17 protein-coding genes are annotated in these 18,365 nt (G+C 60.8%); 5 read left to right on the plus strand and 12 right to left on the minus strand.

Going from position 1 to position 18,365, the window contains the following annotated elements; all coding sequences use genetic code 11:
* The first annotated feature begins 159 nt into the window (after positions 1-159).
* Positions 160-1,857 carry an NAD-dependent malic enzyme gene (locus ACMGF7_RS00235; RefSeq protein ID WP_004938945.1) on the plus strand — a complete coding sequence of 566 codons (1,698 nt, stop codon included), beginning with the start codon at positions 160-162 and terminating at the stop codon, positions 1,855-1,857.
* A gap of 169 nt (positions 1,858-2,026) precedes the next feature.
* Positions 2,027-2,770 carry an outer membrane permeability protein SanA gene (gene sanA / locus ACMGF7_RS00240; RefSeq protein ID WP_004938948.1) on the plus strand — a complete coding sequence of 248 codons (744 nt, stop codon included), beginning with the start codon at positions 2,027-2,029 and terminating at the stop codon, positions 2,768-2,770.
* Positions 2,771-2,836: 66 nt separating this feature from the next.
* Here the strand turns inward: sanA and mglC are convergent, their stop codons facing one another.
* The 7 genes from mglC to ACMGF7_RS00275 form a co-directional block, all read right to left on the minus strand.
* Entirely contained in the window at positions 2,837-3,847 is a 1,011-nt protein-coding gene (mglC, locus tag ACMGF7_RS00245) for a galactose/methyl galactoside ABC transporter permease MglC (RefSeq protein WP_004938953.1), read from the minus strand.
* An 11-nt stretch (positions 3,848-3,858) separates the two neighbouring features.
* Positions 3,859-5,367: a galactose/methyl galactoside ABC transporter ATP-binding protein MglA gene (mglA, locus tag ACMGF7_RS00250; protein WP_004938959.1), complete on the minus strand. Its 1,509-nt coding sequence runs from the start codon at positions 5,365-5,367 to the stop codon at positions 3,859-3,861.
* A gap of 99 nt (positions 5,368-5,466) precedes the next feature.
* Entirely contained in the window at positions 5,467-6,459 is a 993-nt protein-coding gene (mglB, locus tag ACMGF7_RS00255; RefSeq protein WP_004938962.1) for a galactose/glucose ABC transporter substrate-binding protein MglB, read from the minus strand.
* 264 nt (positions 6,460-6,723) lie between these two features.
* Positions 6,724-7,761 (minus strand): HTH-type transcriptional regulator GalS, encoded by a 1,038-nt coding sequence (galS, locus tag ACMGF7_RS00260; protein WP_004938964.1) that lies wholly within the window; start codon positions 7,759-7,761, stop codon positions 6,724-6,726.
* Positions 7,762-7,888: 127 nt separating this feature from the next.
* Complete coding sequence (gene yeiB / locus ACMGF7_RS00265) at positions 7,889-9,061, minus strand: DUF418 domain-containing protein YeiB (protein WP_021504293.1); 1,173 nt, start codon at positions 9,059-9,061, stop codon at positions 7,889-7,891.
* A 79-nt stretch (positions 9,062-9,140) separates the two neighbouring features.
* Positions 9,141-9,806: a GTP cyclohydrolase I FolE gene (gene folE, locus ACMGF7_RS00270; RefSeq protein WP_004938969.1), complete on the minus strand. Its 666-nt coding sequence runs from the start codon at positions 9,804-9,806 to the stop codon at positions 9,141-9,143.
* A 244-nt stretch (positions 9,807-10,050) separates the two neighbouring features.
* Positions 10,051-11,208, minus strand: coding sequence for a YbfB/YjiJ family MFS transporter (locus tag ACMGF7_RS00275; protein WP_031299819.1), 1,158 nt, complete (start codon positions 11,206-11,208; stop codon positions 10,051-10,053).
* A gap of 105 nt (positions 11,209-11,313) precedes the next feature.
* On the opposite strand from ACMGF7_RS00275, the gene ptrR reads away from it, so the two are divergent.
* Genes ptrR through fghA form a run of 3 tightly spaced genes read left to right on the plus strand, consistent with a single transcriptional unit; the run spans position 11,314 to position 14,245 of the window.
* Positions 11,314-12,234 (plus strand): putrescine utilization regulator PtrR, encoded by a 921-nt coding sequence (gene ptrR, locus ACMGF7_RS00280; RefSeq protein WP_004938975.1) that lies wholly within the window; start codon positions 11,314-11,316, stop codon positions 12,232-12,234.
* Positions 12,235-12,263: 29 nt separating this feature from the next.
* On the plus strand, positions 12,264-13,388 hold the full coding sequence (locus tag ACMGF7_RS00285; RefSeq protein WP_015377215.1) for an S-(hydroxymethyl)glutathione dehydrogenase/class III alcohol dehydrogenase: 1,125 nt from the start codon (positions 12,264-12,266) through the stop codon (positions 13,386-13,388).
* 14 nt (positions 13,389-13,402) lie between these two features.
* Positions 13,403-14,245, plus strand: coding sequence for an S-formylglutathione hydrolase (gene fghA, locus ACMGF7_RS00290; protein ID WP_015377214.1), 843 nt, complete (start codon positions 13,403-13,405; stop codon positions 14,243-14,245).
* A gap of 53 nt (positions 14,246-14,298) precedes the next feature.
* On the opposite strand, the gene ACMGF7_RS00295 is transcribed toward fghA, so the two are convergent.
* The 5 genes from ACMGF7_RS00295 to gsiB form a co-directional block, all read right to left on the minus strand.
* Positions 14,299-14,592, minus strand: a complete 294-nt coding sequence (locus ACMGF7_RS00295) for a CcdB family protein (RefSeq protein WP_405050894.1) — start codon at positions 14,590-14,592, stop codon at positions 14,299-14,301.
* Positions 14,593-14,594: 2 nt separating this feature from the next.
* Positions 14,595-14,837 carry a type II toxin-antitoxin system CcdA family antitoxin gene (locus tag ACMGF7_RS00300; RefSeq protein WP_078061989.1) on the minus strand — a complete coding sequence of 81 codons (243 nt, stop codon included), beginning with the start codon at positions 14,835-14,837 and terminating at the stop codon, positions 14,595-14,597.
* Between the two features lie 80 nt (positions 14,838-14,917).
* Positions 14,918-15,826: a glutathione ABC transporter permease GsiD gene (gsiD, locus tag ACMGF7_RS00305; protein WP_019454428.1), complete on the minus strand. Its 909-nt coding sequence runs from the start codon at positions 15,824-15,826 to the stop codon at positions 14,918-14,920.
* A gap of 9 nt (positions 15,827-15,835) precedes the next feature.
* The gene (gene gsiC, locus ACMGF7_RS00310; RefSeq protein ID WP_420286326.1) at positions 15,836-16,756 is read right to left on the minus strand and encodes a glutathione ABC transporter permease GsiC; all 921 of its coding nucleotides are present in this window, start codon (positions 16,754-16,756) and stop codon (positions 15,836-15,838) included.
* A 52-nt stretch (positions 16,757-16,808) separates the two neighbouring features.
* Entirely contained in the window at positions 16,809-18,344 is a 1,536-nt protein-coding gene (gsiB, locus tag ACMGF7_RS00315) for a glutathione ABC transporter substrate-binding protein GsiB (RefSeq protein ID WP_103085767.1), read from the minus strand.
* Positions 18,345-18,365: the final 21 nt, after the last annotated feature.

An 18,365-nucleotide genomic window follows, 5' to 3' on the forward strand; every position in this document is an offset into this window, starting at 1 on the left:
CCGACGCCGCCAGAGACACTTTCTTTAGTTAAAAAATCATTTGATTGTCGATAATTACGCCAACCTGGTTCATCATCTGGCAACAAATGCTGTACATCTGCTCTTTATCTTTTAGGATCGTCGGCAATAAAGTTATCTGATACGTGAAGAGTAAAACTGATGGAACTAGAATACGAAAGCAAACGCCCGCTCTACATCCCTTACGCTGGCCCAATTCTGCTGGAATTTCCGCTGCTGAACAAAGGCAGCGCTTTCACCGAGGAAGAACGTAGCCACTTCAACCTGCACGGCCTGCTGCCGGAAGCGGTGGAGACCATCGAAGAACAGGTGGAACGCGCCTACCGTCAGTATCAGGATTTCAAGAACGATAACGATAAGCACATCTATCTGCGCAACATCCAGGACACCAACGAAACCCTGTTCTATCGCCTGCTGGACTCGCACCTGAGCGAGATGATGCCGATCATCTACACCCCGACCGTCGGCGAGGCCTGCGAACACTTCTCCGATATCTACCGCCGCGCGCGCGGGCTGTTCATCTCCTACCCGAACCGCGATCGCATCGATGACATGCTGCAAAACGCCACCAAGCAGAACGTCAAGGTGATCGTGGTCACCGACGGCGAGCGCATTCTCGGCCTGGGCGATCAGGGCATCGGCGGCATGGGGATTCCAATTGGCAAGCTGTCGCTGTACACCGCCTGCGGCGGCATCAGCCCGGCCTACACGCTGCCGGTGGTGCTGGACGTCGGCACCAACAACCCGCAGCGCCTCAACGATCCGCTGTACATGGGCTGGCGCCATCCACGCATCTCCGGCGAGGAGTACCACGCCTTCGTCGAAGAGTTTATTCAGGCGGTCAAACGCCGCTGGCCAAACGTGCTGCTGCAGTTCGAAGACTTCGCGCAGAACAACGCCACCCCGCTGCTGAACCGCTACCGCGACGAGATCTGCTGCTTCAACGATGACATTCAGGGCACCGCCGCGGTCACCCTCGGCAGCCTGATCGCCGCCAGCCGCGCCGCCGGCAGCCAGCTGCGCGATCAAACCGTCACCTTCCTCGGCGCCGGTTCCGCGGGCTGCGGCATCGCCGAGCAGATCATCGCGCAGATGAAGTCCGAAGGGTTGAGCGAAGACGAAGCGCGCGCCCGCGTGTTCATGGTCGACCGTTTCGGCCTGCTGACCGACAAACTGCCGAACCTGCTCGATTTCCAGAGCAAGCTGGTGCAGAAGAGCGACAACCTGGCCGGCTGGGAAACCGCCAGCGACGCCATCTCGCTGCTGGACGTGGTGCGCAACGCCAAGCCGACCATTCTGATCGGCGTGTCCGGCCAGCCGGGGCTGTTTACCGAAGAGCTGATCCGCGAGATGCACAAGCACTGCGAACGCCCTATCGTGATGCCGCTGTCCAACCCGACCTCGCGCGTGGAAGCCCGTCCGGAAGACATCATCAACTGGACCGACGGCGCCGCCCTGGTGGCGACCGGCAGCCCGTTCGCGCCGGTAAGCTACAAAGAGCAGCTGTACCCGATCGCCCAATGCAATAACTCCTACATCTTCCCGGGGATCGGTCTGGGCGTGCTGGCCTCCGGCGCCACTCGCGTCACCGACGCCATGCTGATGGCCGCCAGCCGCGCACTGGCGGACTGTTCGCCGCTGGCTACCGACGGCCACGGCGCGCTGCTGCCGAATATCGACGATATTCAGGGCGTGTCGAAGTGCATCGCCATGGAAGTGGGTAAAGCCGCCCAGCTGCAGGGCGTGGCGATCGTCACCTCCGAAGATGCGCTGTCGAAAGCCATCGAGCACAACTTCTGGCGGCCGCAGTACCGCAGCTACAAGCGCACCTCGTTCTGAATGGTGAGCTGAAATGACCCAGCCCGGCTCCGCCGGGCTTTTTTGTGCGGCAAAACCGCCGAAAAATGCGGCGGCGCGCGTGCTTCAGGCGGTTCGCGTCTTGCGTCGGTCGGTCAGGTAAAGTAGCCTTGATCCATCTTTTTCAGCCCGGCGCGCGTAAGGCAACAACATGTGGAAACGCCTGATCATCAGCCTGTTCATCATCATTGCGGTGTTGATGGGTTCGGCTATTGCGCTCGATCGCTGGATCAGTTGGAAAACCGCGCCTTACGTCTACGACGAACTGCAGGAATTGCCGCATCGCCAGGTCGGCGTGGTGCTCGGCACCGCCAAGTATTACCGCACCGGCGTGATCAACCAGTATTACCGTTACCGCATTCAGGGAGCGATCAACGCCTATAACAGCGGCAAGGTGAAATACCTGCTGCTGAGCGGCGACAACGCCCAGCAAAGCTATAACGAACCGATGACCATGCGGCGCGATCTGATCGCCGCCGGCGTGGCGCCGAGCGATATCGTGCTGGACTACGCCGGCTTCCGCACCCTGGATTCCATCGTGCGCACCCGCAAGGTGTTCGACACCAACGATTTCATCATCATCACCCAGCGCTTCCACTGCGAGCGCGCGCTGTTCATCGCCCTGCACATGGGCATTCAGGCGCAGTGTTACGCGGTGCCGTCGCCGAAGGACATGATGACGGTGCGCGCCCGCGAGATCTTCGCCCGCCTGGGCGCGCTGACCGATCTGTACATCCTCAAGCGTGAACCGCGCTTCCTCGGCCCGCTGATCCCGATCTCCGCCATGCACACCGTGCCGGAAGACGCCCAGGGCTATCCCGCCGTCTCGCCGGAACAGTTGGTTGAGCTGGAGCACAAGCTGAAAGAAGAGAAGCAGAAAGCCAAACAGCCCTGACGGGTAATGCCCCAAAAAGAAAGGCCGGCATATTTTGCCGGCCTTGTCGTCTGTGCTGCGGTAGCTCTACTTCTTCTTGGCGTATTTCAACGAGTCCAGCGCCACGGCGAAGATGATGATGCTGCCCTTGATGATGTACTGCCAGTACGGGTTGATGCCGATATAGGTCAGGCCGTAGTTGATGACGGTAAAGATGATCACCCCTGTCACCACGCCCCACACCGTACCCACGCCGCCGGCGAAGGATACGCCCCCCACCACGCAGGCGGCGATGGCGTCCAGCTCATACATAAAGCCAAGGTTATTGGTGGCGCTGCCGATACGCCCCGCTTCCAGCAGGCCGCCGAAGGCGTAGAACACGCCGGACAGCGCATAGATCATGATCAGGTTCAGCGGCACGTTGACCCCGGACACCTTGGCCGCTTCCGGGTTGCCGCCGATGGCGAAGATGTTCTTGCCGAAGCGGGTCTTGGTCCACAGGATCCAGACGAAAATGATGGCAATCAGCGCGTAGAAGGTAATATACGACAGCTTAAAATCGCCGAAGCGCAAGAAGCCTTGGGCAAAGGTGGAAAACTTCGGATCAAAGCCCGCGACCGGCGACGCGCCGACCGAATCGTAATACAGCGAGTTGATGCCGTAGACGATGATCATGGTGCCCAAGGTGGTGATGAACGGCGTCACGTTGAGATAGGCGATAATCAGGCCGTTAACCAGGCCGATCACCGCGCCGACCGCACATACCAGCAAGATGACCAGGGGAATCGACCAGGTTTCCATGTGCGGGAACACCTTGTTGACGTTATCCATCGATTGCAGCAGCGTGGCCGCCACCACCGCCGCCAACCCCACCTGCCGCCCGGCGGACAGGTCGGTGCCCTGGGTAACGATCAGCCCCGCCACGCCCAGCGCGATGATGATGCGCACCGAAGACTGCGTCAGGATATTGCTCAGGTTCATCAGGCTGAGGAAAGTCGGGTCCTGAATAATGATGATGGCCAACAGCACCAGCAACACCACGTAAATGCCGCCTTCCTTGAAATAGGTAAATAAGGTTTTTTTATTTAGCGCGTTCATAATTCGAATCCTTAAAGGTGCAGGGAGGCGAGACGTAAGATTTCATTCTGCGAGGTCTGCTTGGTATTAACGATGCCCGCAACCTGGCCGTTGCTCATCACCAAAATGCGGTCGGTGATCCCCAAAAGCTCCGGCATTTCGGACGAGACGATAATGATCCCCTTGCCCTTTTTCGCCAGCTCGGTCATCAGCTGATAGATCTCGAACTTGGCGCCCACGTCAATGCCGCGCGTCGGTTCATCCAGCATCAGGATCTCCGGCTGCGTCAGCAGCCAGCGGCCGATGATCACCTTCTGTTGGTTGCCGCCGGACAGCGAGCCGATATGGGTGTGATGCCCCGGCGTTTTCACCCGCATGGCGTCGATCACCCACTGGGTGTCGCTCTTCATCCGCGCGTTATCCAGCAGACCGAGCTTGTTTTTATAATTGCGGATATTGGAGATCAGCGAGTTGAAACCCACGTCGAGGTAGGCGTAAATCCCGGTGGATCGCCGCTCTTCGGTCACCAGCGCAAAGCCGTGGTTGATCGCTTCGTTGGCGCTGTGGTTGTCGATCGCCTTGCCGTGCAGCTTGATGGTGCCCGCCACCTTCTCGCGAATGCCGAACAGCGTCTCGACGATATCGGTGCGCTTGGCGCCCACCAGCCCGGCGATGCCGAGGATCTCGCCCTGATGCAGATCGAAGGACACATCGCGGATCGAAGGCTGGCGCAGCGATGTCAGGTTCTTCACCTCGAGGATCACCTCACCCGGCGTGTTCTGCCTGTCGGGGAAACGCTGGCTCAGCGAGCGACCGACCATCATGGCGATGATCTTGTCCATATCCAGCCCTTCCAGCGGCTGGGTGGCGATCCACTGGCCGTCGCGCAGCACCGTTATCTCGTCGCACAGCTGGAAGATCTCTTCCATCTTGTGCGAGATATAGACGATGCCACAGCCGCGCTCTTTCAGCTTGCGGATGATGGTGAACAGGTGATTGACCTCTTTCTCCGTCAACGAAGAGGTCGGTTCATCCATGATGACGATTTTGGCGTCATAGGAAAACGCCTTGGCAATCTCGATCATCTGCATCTGCGACACCGACAGGTTGCCCACCTTTTCGCGCGGGTTGATGTCAATATCCAGCTCGTCGAAGATCGCCTGAGTGTCTTTGAACATCTTGTCCTGATCGACGAACAGGCCTTTGGTCGGGTAGCGCCCCAGCCACATGTTGTCCATCACGGTGCGTTGCAGCACCAGGTTCAGCTCCTGATGCACCATCGAAACGCCGTGTTCCAGCGCTTCCTTCGAGCTCTTGAAATCGATTTCCCGACCCTGAAATACAATGCTGCCGCTGTCTTTTTTGTAAATGCCGAACAGGCATTTCAACAACGTCGATTTCCCCGCGCCGTTCTCCCCCATCAGGGCGTGAATCGAGTGCGGACGGACGCGCAAATTGACATTGTCCAAGGCTTTGACGCCGGGAAATGACTTACAGATATCCGTCATTTCCAGCAAAAATTCGCGTGAGCTATCGGCCATAAATACACCTGGCTTAACGATCTTGCAGTCGTAAACATCCCCGCCGGCGGTATCCCTGGTGTTGGCGCCGCAGGCGGGGTCTTAACGGGATCTCAATTCTTATTTAACAAACTGAGACAGGTTGTCTTTATCTACGCCGACGTAAGGAATACGCACGACTTTATTTTCGATTTTATATTGGGTGCCTTCGGTGGCCGGCTTGCCCGCCGCCAGGTTTTTCGCCAGCTCGAAGGTGGCCTTCGCCTGGTTGTCGGCGTCGTTCAGCACCGTGCCCGCCATCGCGCCGGATTTCACCAGCGCCAGCGCTTCAGGCAACGCATCGACGCCGAACACCGGAATACTGGTCTTGTTGTGCGCTTTCAGCGCTTCCACCGCCCCCATCGCCATGGCGTCGTTGTTGGCGATCACCACTTCGATCTTGTTGGCGTTCGGGCCGGAGAGCCAGGCATCCATCTTGTCTTTCGCCTGCGCGGTATCCCACATCGCGGTATCCATCTGCAGCTGCTGGGTCTTGATGCCTTTTTCGTTCAGCGTTTTCACCACGTAAGTGGTGCGCGCTTCGGCATCCGGGTGGCCCGGCTCGCCCTTCAGCAGCACGAACTGGATCTGGCCGTCTTTATTCAGATCCCAGGCCGGGTTGGCTTGCCAGTGTTTGGCGATCAGTTCACCCTGGATCACGCCGGATTCTTTGGAGTCGGTGCCGACGTAATATGCCTTGTCATAGCTGTCCAGCGCCTTGCGGGAAGGTTCTTTGTTGTAGAACACCACCGGGATATCGTTTGCGCGCGCCTTATCGATAACCACCGGCGCAGCGGCCGGGTCGACCAGGTTGATCGCCAGCGCTTTCACGCCCTTGGCCAGCAGCACGTCGATCTGATCGTTCTGTTTGGACTGGTCGTTCTGCGAGTCATTCATCAACAGGGTAACGTCCGGTGAAGCCTTGGCGTCTTTCTCGATCGCCTTACGCACAACCGACATGAAGTTGTCGTCGTATTTGTAAATCGTGACGCCAATACGGGTATCAGCATGGGCTGCGGCGCCAAACATCATGGCAGCGGCCATGGCGGCCAGGGTGAAAACCTTCTTATTCATTGTCAGTCTCCGGTTCTGTGTAGGGTATTACTCGTCTTTGAGCCAATGGTCACCGGCAGTGCGTACACCCCAGGCCTGGCGATTTCCACTCAACACCTGTCGTCCGTGGATCTTGTTATTTCCGAGAAATGCTGTGTCAGCGCGAGATAAAGGTTGCAGCGGCAAGGGCCTTTGCGCCGGAAAACGCCTAGAGCATAGACGGCGCGATGTTAATATTCTGTGAATTTTCTCACAGATTGAAAACGGTTACACAAGATTAAATCGTCAGAGAGTGACCGTCGCCTCACTTTGCCAGGGGGCGACAGAATGGCGCCGCACCAGCGTCGGCATGAACAGATGAGCGGCCTGCGGCTCCGCCAGGCCTGCTGCGCCCTGCAATGCCAGCTCGGTCGCCAACGTGGCCATCGAAACGATCGGGTAACGCACCGTGGTGAGTTTGGGGCTGGTGTAGCGCGCGATGGGAATGTCGTCGAAGCCGATCAGCGAGAAATGCTGCGGTACCGTGATACCGTTTTCTTTCAACACCGCCATAGCGCCGGCGGCCATGGCGTCGTTGTAGGCGAACACCGCGCTCAGCTGTAAGTTGCGCCCCAGCAGCTCGACCATCGCCGCCTCGCCGCCCTGCAGATCCGGCGAACCGTAGGCACGCCAGTTGTCGGGCGTGGCCAGCCCGGCGGCGGCCATCGCCTGCGCATAGCCCTGCTGACGCAGCGGTCCGTCTTCGATCGGGTGATTGGAGCCCAGATAGCCGATGCGCCGGTGGCCCTGCGACAGCAAAAGACGCATCGCCATTTCTGCGCCGCAGACGTTATCCAGCCCGACGCAGCGCGGCTCATAGCCGGGGATAATCCGGTTGATCAGCACCATGCCCGGCACCTGCTCCAGAAAACCGATCAGCTCGGCGTCGCTCAGGGCTTTGGCGTGAACAATCAGGGCGTTACAGCGCTGGCGGATCAGCACTTCGATCGCGTGGCGCTCTTTGTCCGCCTGATGATAGCTGTTGCCGATCAGCAGATACTTGTGGTGTTTCTGCGCCACCGTGTCTACCGCTTTCACCAGCGCGCCGAAGAACGGATCGGAGACGTCCATCACCACCACGCCCAACGTATCGCTGCTTTGGGTCGCCAACGCCTGCGCGTTGGCATTGGGGCGATAGCCCAGATCCGCCACCGCCTGCAGCACCTGCTCGCGCGTCTCTTTGCTGGTCAGCGCGCTGTGGTTCAGCACGCGGGAGACGGTCGCCACGGAGACCCCGGCGCGTTTCGCCACGTCGCGAATGGTGATCGGATGAACTGGAGGCATGCGAGATCCTGAAATCGGGGTAGTGGCCGGTGGCGCTATCCTACCCCGATTGGCCCGCTGCTCTGCGTGAATTACGTCACAGGAAAGAAAACGTTTACATACATTTTTTTAACCTGCCGACGGGCGCTCACTTCAGCGCTTTGGATTCCGCTTCGCCGGCGGCCATCTGCGTCAATTTGCGCCACAGCCATTCCATCGGCCCCTGTTCGAAGTAACGCAGCCACAGTGCGGAAAAGACCAGGTTGACCAACCAGACCAGCGGCACAAACACCAACAGCTGCAGCCGGTCAAACTGCTCATAGAGGCCAAAGCGATAAAACAGCGTGGTGCAGATCAGCGTTTGCAGCAGGTAGTTGCTTAACGCCATACGCCCCACCTGGCTCAGCCAGCGGGCGATGCGCAGGCGCGACAGCGCGGGCCAGAAACCGTAACACAGCGCCAGATAGCCCATCGCCTGCAGCGGCGCGCCCAGCTCGCGCGGCACCTGCAGCAGGAAACCGCTCCAGCGATAGTCCCAGTGTACCTGCCATTGCAGCGCCACCGCCGGCAGTTGGATCAGCACCGAAAGCGGCAGCAGCCACGCCGCCTGCCGCAGGTAATAGCCGGAGGAATAGCTGCCGCGCAGCCAGCCGCTGCGCATCAGCCCGGCGCCGAACAGCATCAGCCCCGCCAGCTCCCAGCCATACTGCGCGCCGATGGCCAGCAGGCTGGACGAGAGCAGATCGGCGCGGCTGCGCCAGGCTTCGAAACCGCCCTGCAGCTTCCAAAACTTCTCGTACTGCAACTCCGCCACGCCCGGCTGCCAGAAGCTGCCCGGCTCACCGTGCGAGACAAAACCGAGCAGCAGCAGCACCGCCACGCCAATCAAGTACAGCACGACGCCGGTTTTCAGCAGCTGGAAGGTGTCTTTGGCCTCGCGGATCATGCGCCAGCACACCAGGCCGATCAGCCCGTAGGCCAGCAGAATGTCACCGTCCCACAGGAAGATGGCGTGCGCGAGGCCGAACAACACCAGCCACGACAGCCGCGCGCGGATCCAGCTTTTGCCGCGCCGCAGCAGCATTTGCAGCCCGGCGCCGAACAGCAGCGCGAACATCGCCAGGAACTTGGCCTGGGCGAAGAGATCGAGCAGCGCCCAGGTCCAGGCATCGCGCGATGACGGCATCCCCAGATAGGCCGGATTGAGGTAGGCGGCCTTCGGCAAGCCGAAGGCGCTGATGTTCAGCAATAAAATGCCGAGGATGGCGATGCCGCGCACGCAGTCCAGCGTGGCAATGCGCGGCAGAGGATGACTGTTCATTTTTTATCGCTGTCTTCCGCTCATGAAAAAGGCGCCCGCAGGCGCCTGTTGTCGTCTTGCGGGTCGCCCCGCAACGCCATCACCCCTGGTGATGACGCACCGCACGCAGGAACTCCTGGCGGGTATTCTGGCTGGACTTGAACAGCCCCCCCAGCGAGGTAGTGGTGGTGGCGCTGGTCGCGTCGCGGATACCGCGCGCCTTGACACAATAATGGACCGCATCGATCGATACCGCCACGTTATTGGTGCCGAGTAGGGTCTGCAGCGCCACCAGGATCTGCTGGGTCAGGCGCTCTTGCACCTGCGGACGCTGGGAGAAGAACTGCACGATGCGGTTGATCTTCGACAGGCCGATCACCGAGTCTTTCGGGATATAGGCCACGGTAGCCTTGCCGTCGATGGTCACGAAGTGGTGTTCACAGGTGCTGGTCAGCGTGATATCGCGCACCGTCACCATCTCATCCACCTTCATCTTGTTCTCGATGACGGTGATTTTCGGGAAGTTGGCGTAGTCCAGCCCGGAGAAGATCTCGTCGACATACATTTTGGCGATGCGATGCGGCGTTTCCGCCAGGCTGTCATCGGACAGATCGAGATTCAGCAGCTGCATGATTTCGGTCATGTGCTCTTTGATGCGACGCTTGCGCGTTTCGCGATCCAGCACTTCCCCGCGCAGCGGTGTCTCCAGACCACGCTCTTCCAGTGCCGCATGCACCAGCGCGGCTTCTTTACTTAATGATGTCATGTATTTGTTCTCCTGCGGACGGAACCCGCCGGCGGCCTGATAGGGCGTGCGGCCGGCGAATTGCTTGCTCTCGTGACGGCAGAGTTTTCGTGGTGGATAACGTGAACCCGGTCAAGATTTTGCCCCCACTGTAGATGAGAGCGCGGCGATTATCCAGCGATAGTGTTTCATCCGCAGGTGAAATATTCGCATTTAGCACAATCAGGCCGGCTGCGGGTTTCCATGCGTTTTGTATGGATTTTAATCACCGAGTCGCCGTTTTTTGCGCCAACCGCCGCGCCGGGGTATTCACCACCAGCCCTCCGGCCGCCAACAGCGCCGCCACCGCCACATACAGCGCCGGCTCCAGCCGATGGGTCAAGGCGGTCGACAGCGCCGACAGCATCGGCCCGACCAGTTGGCCGATCGCATAACCGGTGGTCAGCAATCCGGCCATGTAACGCGCATGACGCGGCGCCAGCTCACGCCCGTGCTGAAGAGCAAGCTGCACCACGCAGAGGAAACCGCCGCCGGTCAGCAACGCCCCGAGCGCCAGGCCGGCCACGCCCGGCACCACTTCGGCGCTCAGTACGCCGAGCGCCTGTATCCACAGCGTGATCGCCAGCCGGGTCTGGGTGGTCAGCCGATGGCGGGTCAGAATGCCGATGACAATCCCCAGCACCGCCGCACCGCCGAACACCGGCCAGACGAACTGCGCGAACAGGCTGGCGGGAAAGCGCGCCGCCGCCATCTGCGACAAGAAGGTCGCCGGCAGGATGTAGCCGAAGCCGGCCAGGCTGTAGCTCCACACCAGGCGTTTGAGCGCCGGCGTCAGCAGCAGCGGCTCCGGGGTCACGTCCGGGCGATGCAGCTCGCCGCTGCGCGGCAGAAAGGCGCTAATCCCCCCGACCAGCACCAACGCCAGCCCGCCATACACCAACCAGGCCTGCGCCGCCGTCAGCCCCAGCGCGTTGATGCCCACCGCCAGCATGCCGCTGAGAAAGATGCCGGCGCCCGGCCCGGCGAACACCGCTGCGCTCAGCGCCGGCCGGCCGTAGTGCGCCAACCGCTCGTTGGTCCAGGCCGCGACCAGCACCATCGCCCAGCCGCTGGCCCAGCCGATGACGAAGCGCAGCGCGCCGTGCGTCCATTCATCCTGCGCCAGCGCCGACAGTAGCGTCAGCGCCATCGCGCCCCATACGCCCAGCCACAGGCGCCGCTCGACGTGGCGCGTAGCGCGCATCGCGTCGTAGGCGCCGCACAGGTAGCCCAAATAGTTGATCGCCGCCACCAGCCCGGCACCGGTCAGGCTGAACTGATGTTCCGCGATCATCAGCGGCACCTGAGGGGTGAAAGCGAAGCGGCCAATGCCCATCGCCACGATCAGCGCGGCAAACCCGCTCAAGGCAATACGTAAAGCCATATCGGCATCCAAAAAGTTAAAAGAAAGTTGCCAGTATCATGCCGCAGTATTAAACTCACAAAAACTGAATAATACTAATCAAGTTCATCACGAAACGAGAACATTATGGATCTGACCCAGCTTCGCATGTTCTGCTGCGTAGCGGAAACCGGCTCGGTCGCCCGCGCCGCCGAGCAGCTGCACCGCGTGCCGTCGAATCTGACCACCCGGCTGCGCCAGCTCGAGCAGGAGCTGGGCGCCGATCTGTTTATCCGCGAAAAACAGCGCCTGCGCCTGTCGCCGATGGGCCATAACTTTCTGTGCTACGCCAACCGCATCCTGGCGCTGAGCGATGAGGCGATGAGCATCACCCACGCCGGCGAACCGGCGGGCAACTTCGCCCTCGGCTCGATGGAGAGCACCGCCGCCACCCGCCTGCCCTCGCTGTTGGCGGCTTATCACCAGCGCTTCTCGCAGGTTTCACTGTCGCTGACCACCGGCACCTCCGGCGAAATCGCCGATCGGGTGCGTGCCGGCACGCTGGCGGCGGCGCTGGTCGACGGCCCGGTGCCTTATGACGAGTTGAACGGCTGTATCGCCTATCCTGAACATATGGTGGTGATCTCCTGTCTCGATCACGCGCCGATCCACAGCGCCAAAGACGCCAACGGCGAGACGCTGTTCGCCTTTCGCGCCAGCTGCTCCTACCGCCTGCGGCTGGAGGCCTGGTTCAAGCGCGAAGGCGCGCGGCCGGGGCAGATCATGGAGATCCAGTCCTATCACGCCATGCTGGCCTGCGTCGCCAGCGGCGCCGGGCTGGCGATGATCCCGCATTCGGTGCTGAGCCTGCTGCCGGGCCATGAGCGGGTTCGGGTTCACACCCTGCCGCCGGACGTGGCCGACACCGCCACCTGGCTGCTGTGGCGCCGCGACGCGTTCGGACCGAACGTGCGCGCGCTGAAAGAATTGATTATTGAACAGACGGAAACCGCCGCTGTTGATGAAAGCACCCCCAACGATTTATCAGACGTTAGCGATATCGCCTGATTTAAAAGAAAACCACTGAGGAGACTATGATGGAGATGATCAAAACCCGCGCCGCCGTTGCCTGGGGCCCGAACCAGCCGCTGAAGATCGAAGAAGTCGATCTGATGCCACCGCAAAAAGGCGAAGTGCTGGTGCGGATCGTCGCTACCGGCGTCTGCCATACCGACGCCTACACCCTGTCCGGCAAAGATCCGGAAGGCGTGTTCCCGGCGATCCTCGGCCATGAGGGCGGCGGCGTGGTGGAAGCGGTCGGTGAAGGCGTCACCAGCGTGGCGGTCGGCGACCACGTGATCCCGCTCTACACCCCGGAGTGCGGCGAGTGCAAATTCTGTAAATCCGGCAAGACCAACCTGTGCCAGGCGATCCGCGCCACTCAGGGCAAAGGCCTGATGCCGGACGGCACCACCCGCTTCTTCAAGGACGGCAAACCGATCTTCCACTACATGGGCACCTCCACCTTCTCCGAATACACCGTGGTGCCGGAAATTTCACTGGCGAAAATCAACAAGGAAGCGCCGTTGGAGGAAGTGTGCCTGCTGGGCTGCGGCGTCACTACCGGCATGGGCGCGGTGATCAACACCGCCAAAGTGCAACCGGGCGACACCGTGGCGATCTTCGGCCTGGGCGGCATCGGCCTGTCGGCGATCATCGGCGCGCAGATGGCCGGCGCGGGCCGCATCATCGGCATCGACATCAACACCAGCAAGTTCGATCTGGCGCGCAAGCTGGGTGCCACCGATCTGATCAACCCGAAAGACTATGACAAACCGATTCAGGAGGTGATCGTCGAGCTGACCGACGGCGGCGTCGATTTCTCCTTCGAGTGCATCGGCAACGTCAACGTGATGCGTTCCGCGCTGGAATGCTGCCACAAGGGCTGGGGGGAATCGGTGATCATCGGCGTCGCGGGCGCCGGCGAAGAGATCTCGACCCGGCCGTTCCAGCTGGTCACCGGCCGCGTCTGGCGCGGCTCGGCATTCGGTGGCGTCAAGGGCCGTTCGCAGCTGCCGGGCATCGTCGAGCGCTATCTGGACGGCGAATTCGCGCTGAACGACTTTATCACCCACACCATGGGGCTGGAGCAGATCAACGAAGCGTTCGATTTGATGCACGAAGGCAAATCGATCCGTTCCGTCATCCACTTCGACCAATAAGCCAGGAGGCAGAGATGACGTTGTCATTGGAACTTCTCGAAGAGCACCGCATGTTCGGCGGCTGGCAACAGCGTTATCGCCACGCGGCGCAGAGCCTGAATTGCAACATGACATTCAGCATCTACCTGCCGCCGCCGCGCGATGACAACCCGCCGCCGGTGCTGTACTGGCTGTCGGGGCTGACCTGCAACGACGAGAACTTTACGTTGAAAGCCGGCGCGCAGCGCATCGCCGCCGAGCTGGGCCTGGTGCTGGTGATGCCGGACACCAGCCCGCGCGGCGACGAAGTGCCGAACGACGAAGGCTACGATCTGGGCCAGGGCGCCGGGTTCTACCTGAACGCCACCCAGGCGCCGTGGGATCGTCACTTCCGCATGTACGACTACATCAGCGCCGAACTGCCGGCGCTGATCGAACAGCACTTCAGCGTCAGCGATCGTCAGTCAATCTTCGGCCACTCGATGGGCGGCCACGGCGCGCTGATGATGGCGTTTCGCAATCCGCAGCGCTTCCGCTCGGTATCGGCCTTCGCGCCGATCGTCAATCCGTGCCAGGTGCCGTGGGGCCGCAAAGCCTTCACCGCCTATCTGGGCAGCGACGAAAGCCAGTGGCTGCAGTACGACAGCTGCCATCTGCTGGCCAGCGGCGCGGAGAAAATGCCGGTCCTTATCGATCAGGGCGACGACGACCAGTTCCTGGCCGATCAGCTGCAGCCGGCGCGGCTGGCCGAACTGGCGCGCCAGCGCGACTGGCCGCTGACGCTGCGCATTCAGCCGGGGTACGATCACAGTTACTTCACCATCGCCACCTTCGTGGAAGATCACCTGCGCTTCCACGCCGAGCACCTGTTCCGTTAATAAAAAAATCCGGGCGGTTAATAAAACGCCCGGATTTATTTAAAAACCATCAATCAGAAAATCGATGGCAGCTTTATTTGATTCCTGTGCTCATTGGCATTACCAACGGCCTTGCCGAGCTGTGAAATACGTACGGCAGCCATCTCATGGGTCATAACGAGAAACTTTTCGCCGTTTACCTCAATCTCCGGGCACAGGCGTGCAGAAATTTTAACCCTGACGTTATCCAATGCATAAAGAGGGATCATTAACCGGGTCGAGAGGGCATCAATAAGATCGCTTTGAACGTCCAGTAAGTAGGGATAGGCTGATGCCGGATACGTATTGTCATATACGGTAAACTGCATATTCAAAATGTCCGATATTCATCAGACAACAAACCATTTTCTTCAGTGATACGATTAAGTTCTTCTAACGCCGCGCGATTTTGCTCGCGCCACTGTTGAATCTCAATATCCCTGACACGGACGCTCAATGCGTCTGTCAATACGGATGACACATTGACGCCCAGGGATTTTGCGCGCTGGAAAAGGTCGCGATCGATGGTTACGTTGACTGTCTTTTTCGTCACATTGTTATTTGCCATATCCATACCTCATCCCTGTAATATACGCGGGTCAAATTTTCATCAATTATACTCGTAAACAGGGGTATGCCAATTCAGCGATACCCTCACCCCTTCAGTTTCGGATCCAACGCGTCGCGCAATCCGTCGCCCAACAGGTTGAAGGCCAGCACGGTGATGAATATCGCCAGGCTGGGGAAGATCGCCACGTGCGGCGCGATCACCATATCGGCTCGCGCCTCGTTAAGCATCGCTCCCCACTCCGGCGTCGGCGGCTGGGCGCCCAGGCCCAAAAACGACAGGCTGGCGGCGGTGATGATCGAGGTGCCGATGCGCAGGGTGAAATAGACTACGATCGACGACAACGTGCCCGGCAGAATGTGCCGCAGAATGATGGTCCAGTCCGAGGCGCCGATGCTGCGCGCCGACTCGATATAGGTCAGGTGCTTCAGCACCAGCGTGTTGCCGCGCACCAGGCGGGCAAAGGCCGGAATGCTGAAGATCGCCACCGCGACGATCACGTTGGCCATGCCGCTGCCCATGATCGCCACCACGCCGATCGCCAGCAGGATGCCGGGAAACGCGAACAGCACGTCGCAGACGCGCATGGTGAGGCGATCCCACCAGCCCTCATAGTAACCGGCCAGCAGCCCCAGCAAGGTGCCGATCGCCCCGCCCGCCAGCACCGAGAACACCCCGGCCGCCAGCGAAATGCGCGTGCCCATCAGGATGCGGCTGAAGATATCGCGCCCGAGGGAATCCACCCCCAGCCAGTGCATCAGCGAAGGCCCTTCGTTCAGCCGGTCGTAATCGAAATAGTTTTCCGCATCGAACGGCGCCAGATAAGGCGCCAGCAGCGCCGCCGCGATCAGCAGCAGCACCAACAGACCGGCGACCAGCGCCGCCCGCTGGCGGCGAAAACGCCGCCAAAACTCACCCCACGGCGTGCGTACCGCGTTGGGGTCAATAAGCGGCATCGCCTTCAGTGCCGCGTTGCGCCGCCAATGCTTAATCATGCCGCATCCTCATTGGTAACGAATCGCCGGGTTGATCGCCGCGTACAGCATATCCACCAGCAGGTTGATCAGGATGAACTCCAGCGAGAACAACAGCACCTCGGCCTGGATCACCGGGTAATCGCGCATTTCCACCGAGTCCACCAGCAAGCGCCCCAGCCCCGGCCAGTTGAACACCTTCTCCACCACGATCGAACCGCCGAGCAGGAAGCCGAACTGCAGCCCCATCATGGTCACCACCGGGATCATCGCATTGCGCAGGCCGTGTTTCATCACCACCACGCTTTCTCTCACGCCCTTGGCGCGCGCGGTGCGCATGTAGTCTTCCTGCAGCACCTCGACGAACGAAGCGCGGGTGAAGCGCGCCATCACCGCCGCCACCGCCGCCCCCAGGGTTACCGAAGGCAGAATGTAGTGCCGCCAGCTGTCGGCGCCCACCGTCGGCAGCCACCCCAGCTCGACCGAGAACACCTGCATCAGCAGCATGCCGAGCGCAAAGGCCGGGAACGAGATCCCCGATACCGCCAGCGTCATGCCGAGACGATCCGGCCAACGGTTACGCCACACCGCCGACACCACGCCGATCGCCAGACCGAACGCCACCGCCCACAGCATGCTGGCGACGGTCAGCCAGAAGGTCGGCAGAAAGCGCGAGGCGATCTCTTCGCTCACCGGGCGTTTGGACACCATCGAGATGCCGAAGTCGCCCCGCAGCACGTTGACGAAAAAGTGCGCGAACTGCTGCGGCAGCGGCTTATCCAGCCCCAAATCCTTGCGCACCAGCTGCACCACCGCCTCGTCGGCCTCCGGCCCCGCCGCCAGCCGCGCCGGATCGCCCGGCAGCAGGTGGACGAACAGGAACACCAGCACCGCCACGATCAGCAGCGTCGGGATCAGGCCCAGCAGTCGTTTCAGAAAATAATTGAGCATCTCATTCCTTCCCCCGCCCGCCGCCGTCTGGCCGCAGGCGGGGATGGGCGCCTTATTTCAGATCGGCGTTATCAAAGTTGAACGAGGTATCCGGCATCACGTAGAAACCGCTCAGCTGTTTGCTGTTGGCCGACAACAGACGTTCGGTCGCCAGGAAGATCCAGGGCGCGTCGGCCCAGATACGATCCTGCGCGTCCTGATACAGTTTCTGCTTCTCGGCGCGATCGGTGGTCGCCAGCGCGTCGGTCAGATCCTTGTCCACCTGCGGATTGCTGTAGAACGCGGTGTTGAACTGCTTCGGCGGCGCCGCCTGAGTGGAGAACAGCGGCGACAGCGCCCAGTCCGCTTCCCCGGTCGAGGCCGACCAGCCGGTGTAGAACAGCCGCACGCCGGTGTCTTTCACCCCGACGCTCTCCACCTGCGCCGCGCGCTGCCCGGCATCCATCGCCGTCACCGTCACTTTCACCCCCACCTGCGCCAGCTGCTGTTGGGTGAACTGCAGCACTTTCTGCGCGGTGCTGTGGTTGTGGGAAGACCACAGCGTGGTGGTGAAGCCGTTCGGGTAGCCGGCCTCTTTCAGCAGCTCGCGCGCCTTGGCCGGATCGTACGGCCACGGCTTATAGCGGGCGGCGAAATCGATCGCCGGCGGCACCGGCCCTTCCGCCGGCACCGCGTAACCGGCGAACGCCACCTTGATCAGCGCGTCCTTGTTGATGGCGTAGTTCAGCGCCTGGCGCACCTTCAGGTTGTCGAACGGCTTTTGGGTGACGTTCATGCTGATGTAACGCTGCAGGATCGACGGCGCGGCCACCACGTCCAGCTTGGCGTTGCCTTCCAGCACCTTGGCCTGCTCGTAAGGGATCGGGAAGGCGAAGGTCGCCTCGCCGGTCTGCAGCATCGCCGCGCGGGTGTTGTTATCCACCACCGGGCGCCAGGTGATGCTGTCGAGCTTCGGCAGCCCCGGCTGCCAGTAGCCGTCGAACTTCTTCACCTTGACGAAATCGGTCTGGTTCCAGGTCACGAACTGATACGGCCCGGTGCCGACCGGGTGGAAACCGATCTCCTTGCCGTATTGCTTCAGCGCCGCCGGCGAGATGATCGCCGCCGCCGGGTGCGCCAGATTGTTGACGAACGCCGAGAACGGCGCCTTCAGCACGATCTTCACCGTATTCGCGTCCACCGCTTCGGTTTTGTCGATCATCTTGAACAGGTTGTAGCGCTTGAGGTGGCTGTCCGGGTTGCTGGCGCGATCGAGGTTGACCTTCACCGCCTCGGCGTTGAACGCGGTGCCGTCGTGGAATTTAATGCCCTGGCGCAGTTTGACGGTGTAGGTCAGGCCGTCTTTGCTGACCTCATAGCTGTCCGCAAGCACGTTCACCAGCTTCATGTCCTTATCAAAGCCGAACAGCCCCTGATAGAAAGACTTGGCCACCGCCTGCGACAGCGTGTCGTTGGCGTCGTAAGGATCGAGGGTGGTGAAGTTGGAGGCCACGGCGATCACCGCGTCCTTCGCCGCCCAGACCGGGCCGGTTCCCGCCGCCAGCAGTACGGCGGCCAACAGCGCATTGCGTTTGAATGTGTGCTTCATGTCGCTTGTCTCTCCTGAGGT

The sequence above is a fragment of the Serratia sp. BNK-17 genome, assembly GCF_048684935.1.
GTDB lineage: Bacteria > Pseudomonadota > Gammaproteobacteria > Enterobacterales > Enterobacteriaceae > Serratia > Serratia nematodiphila.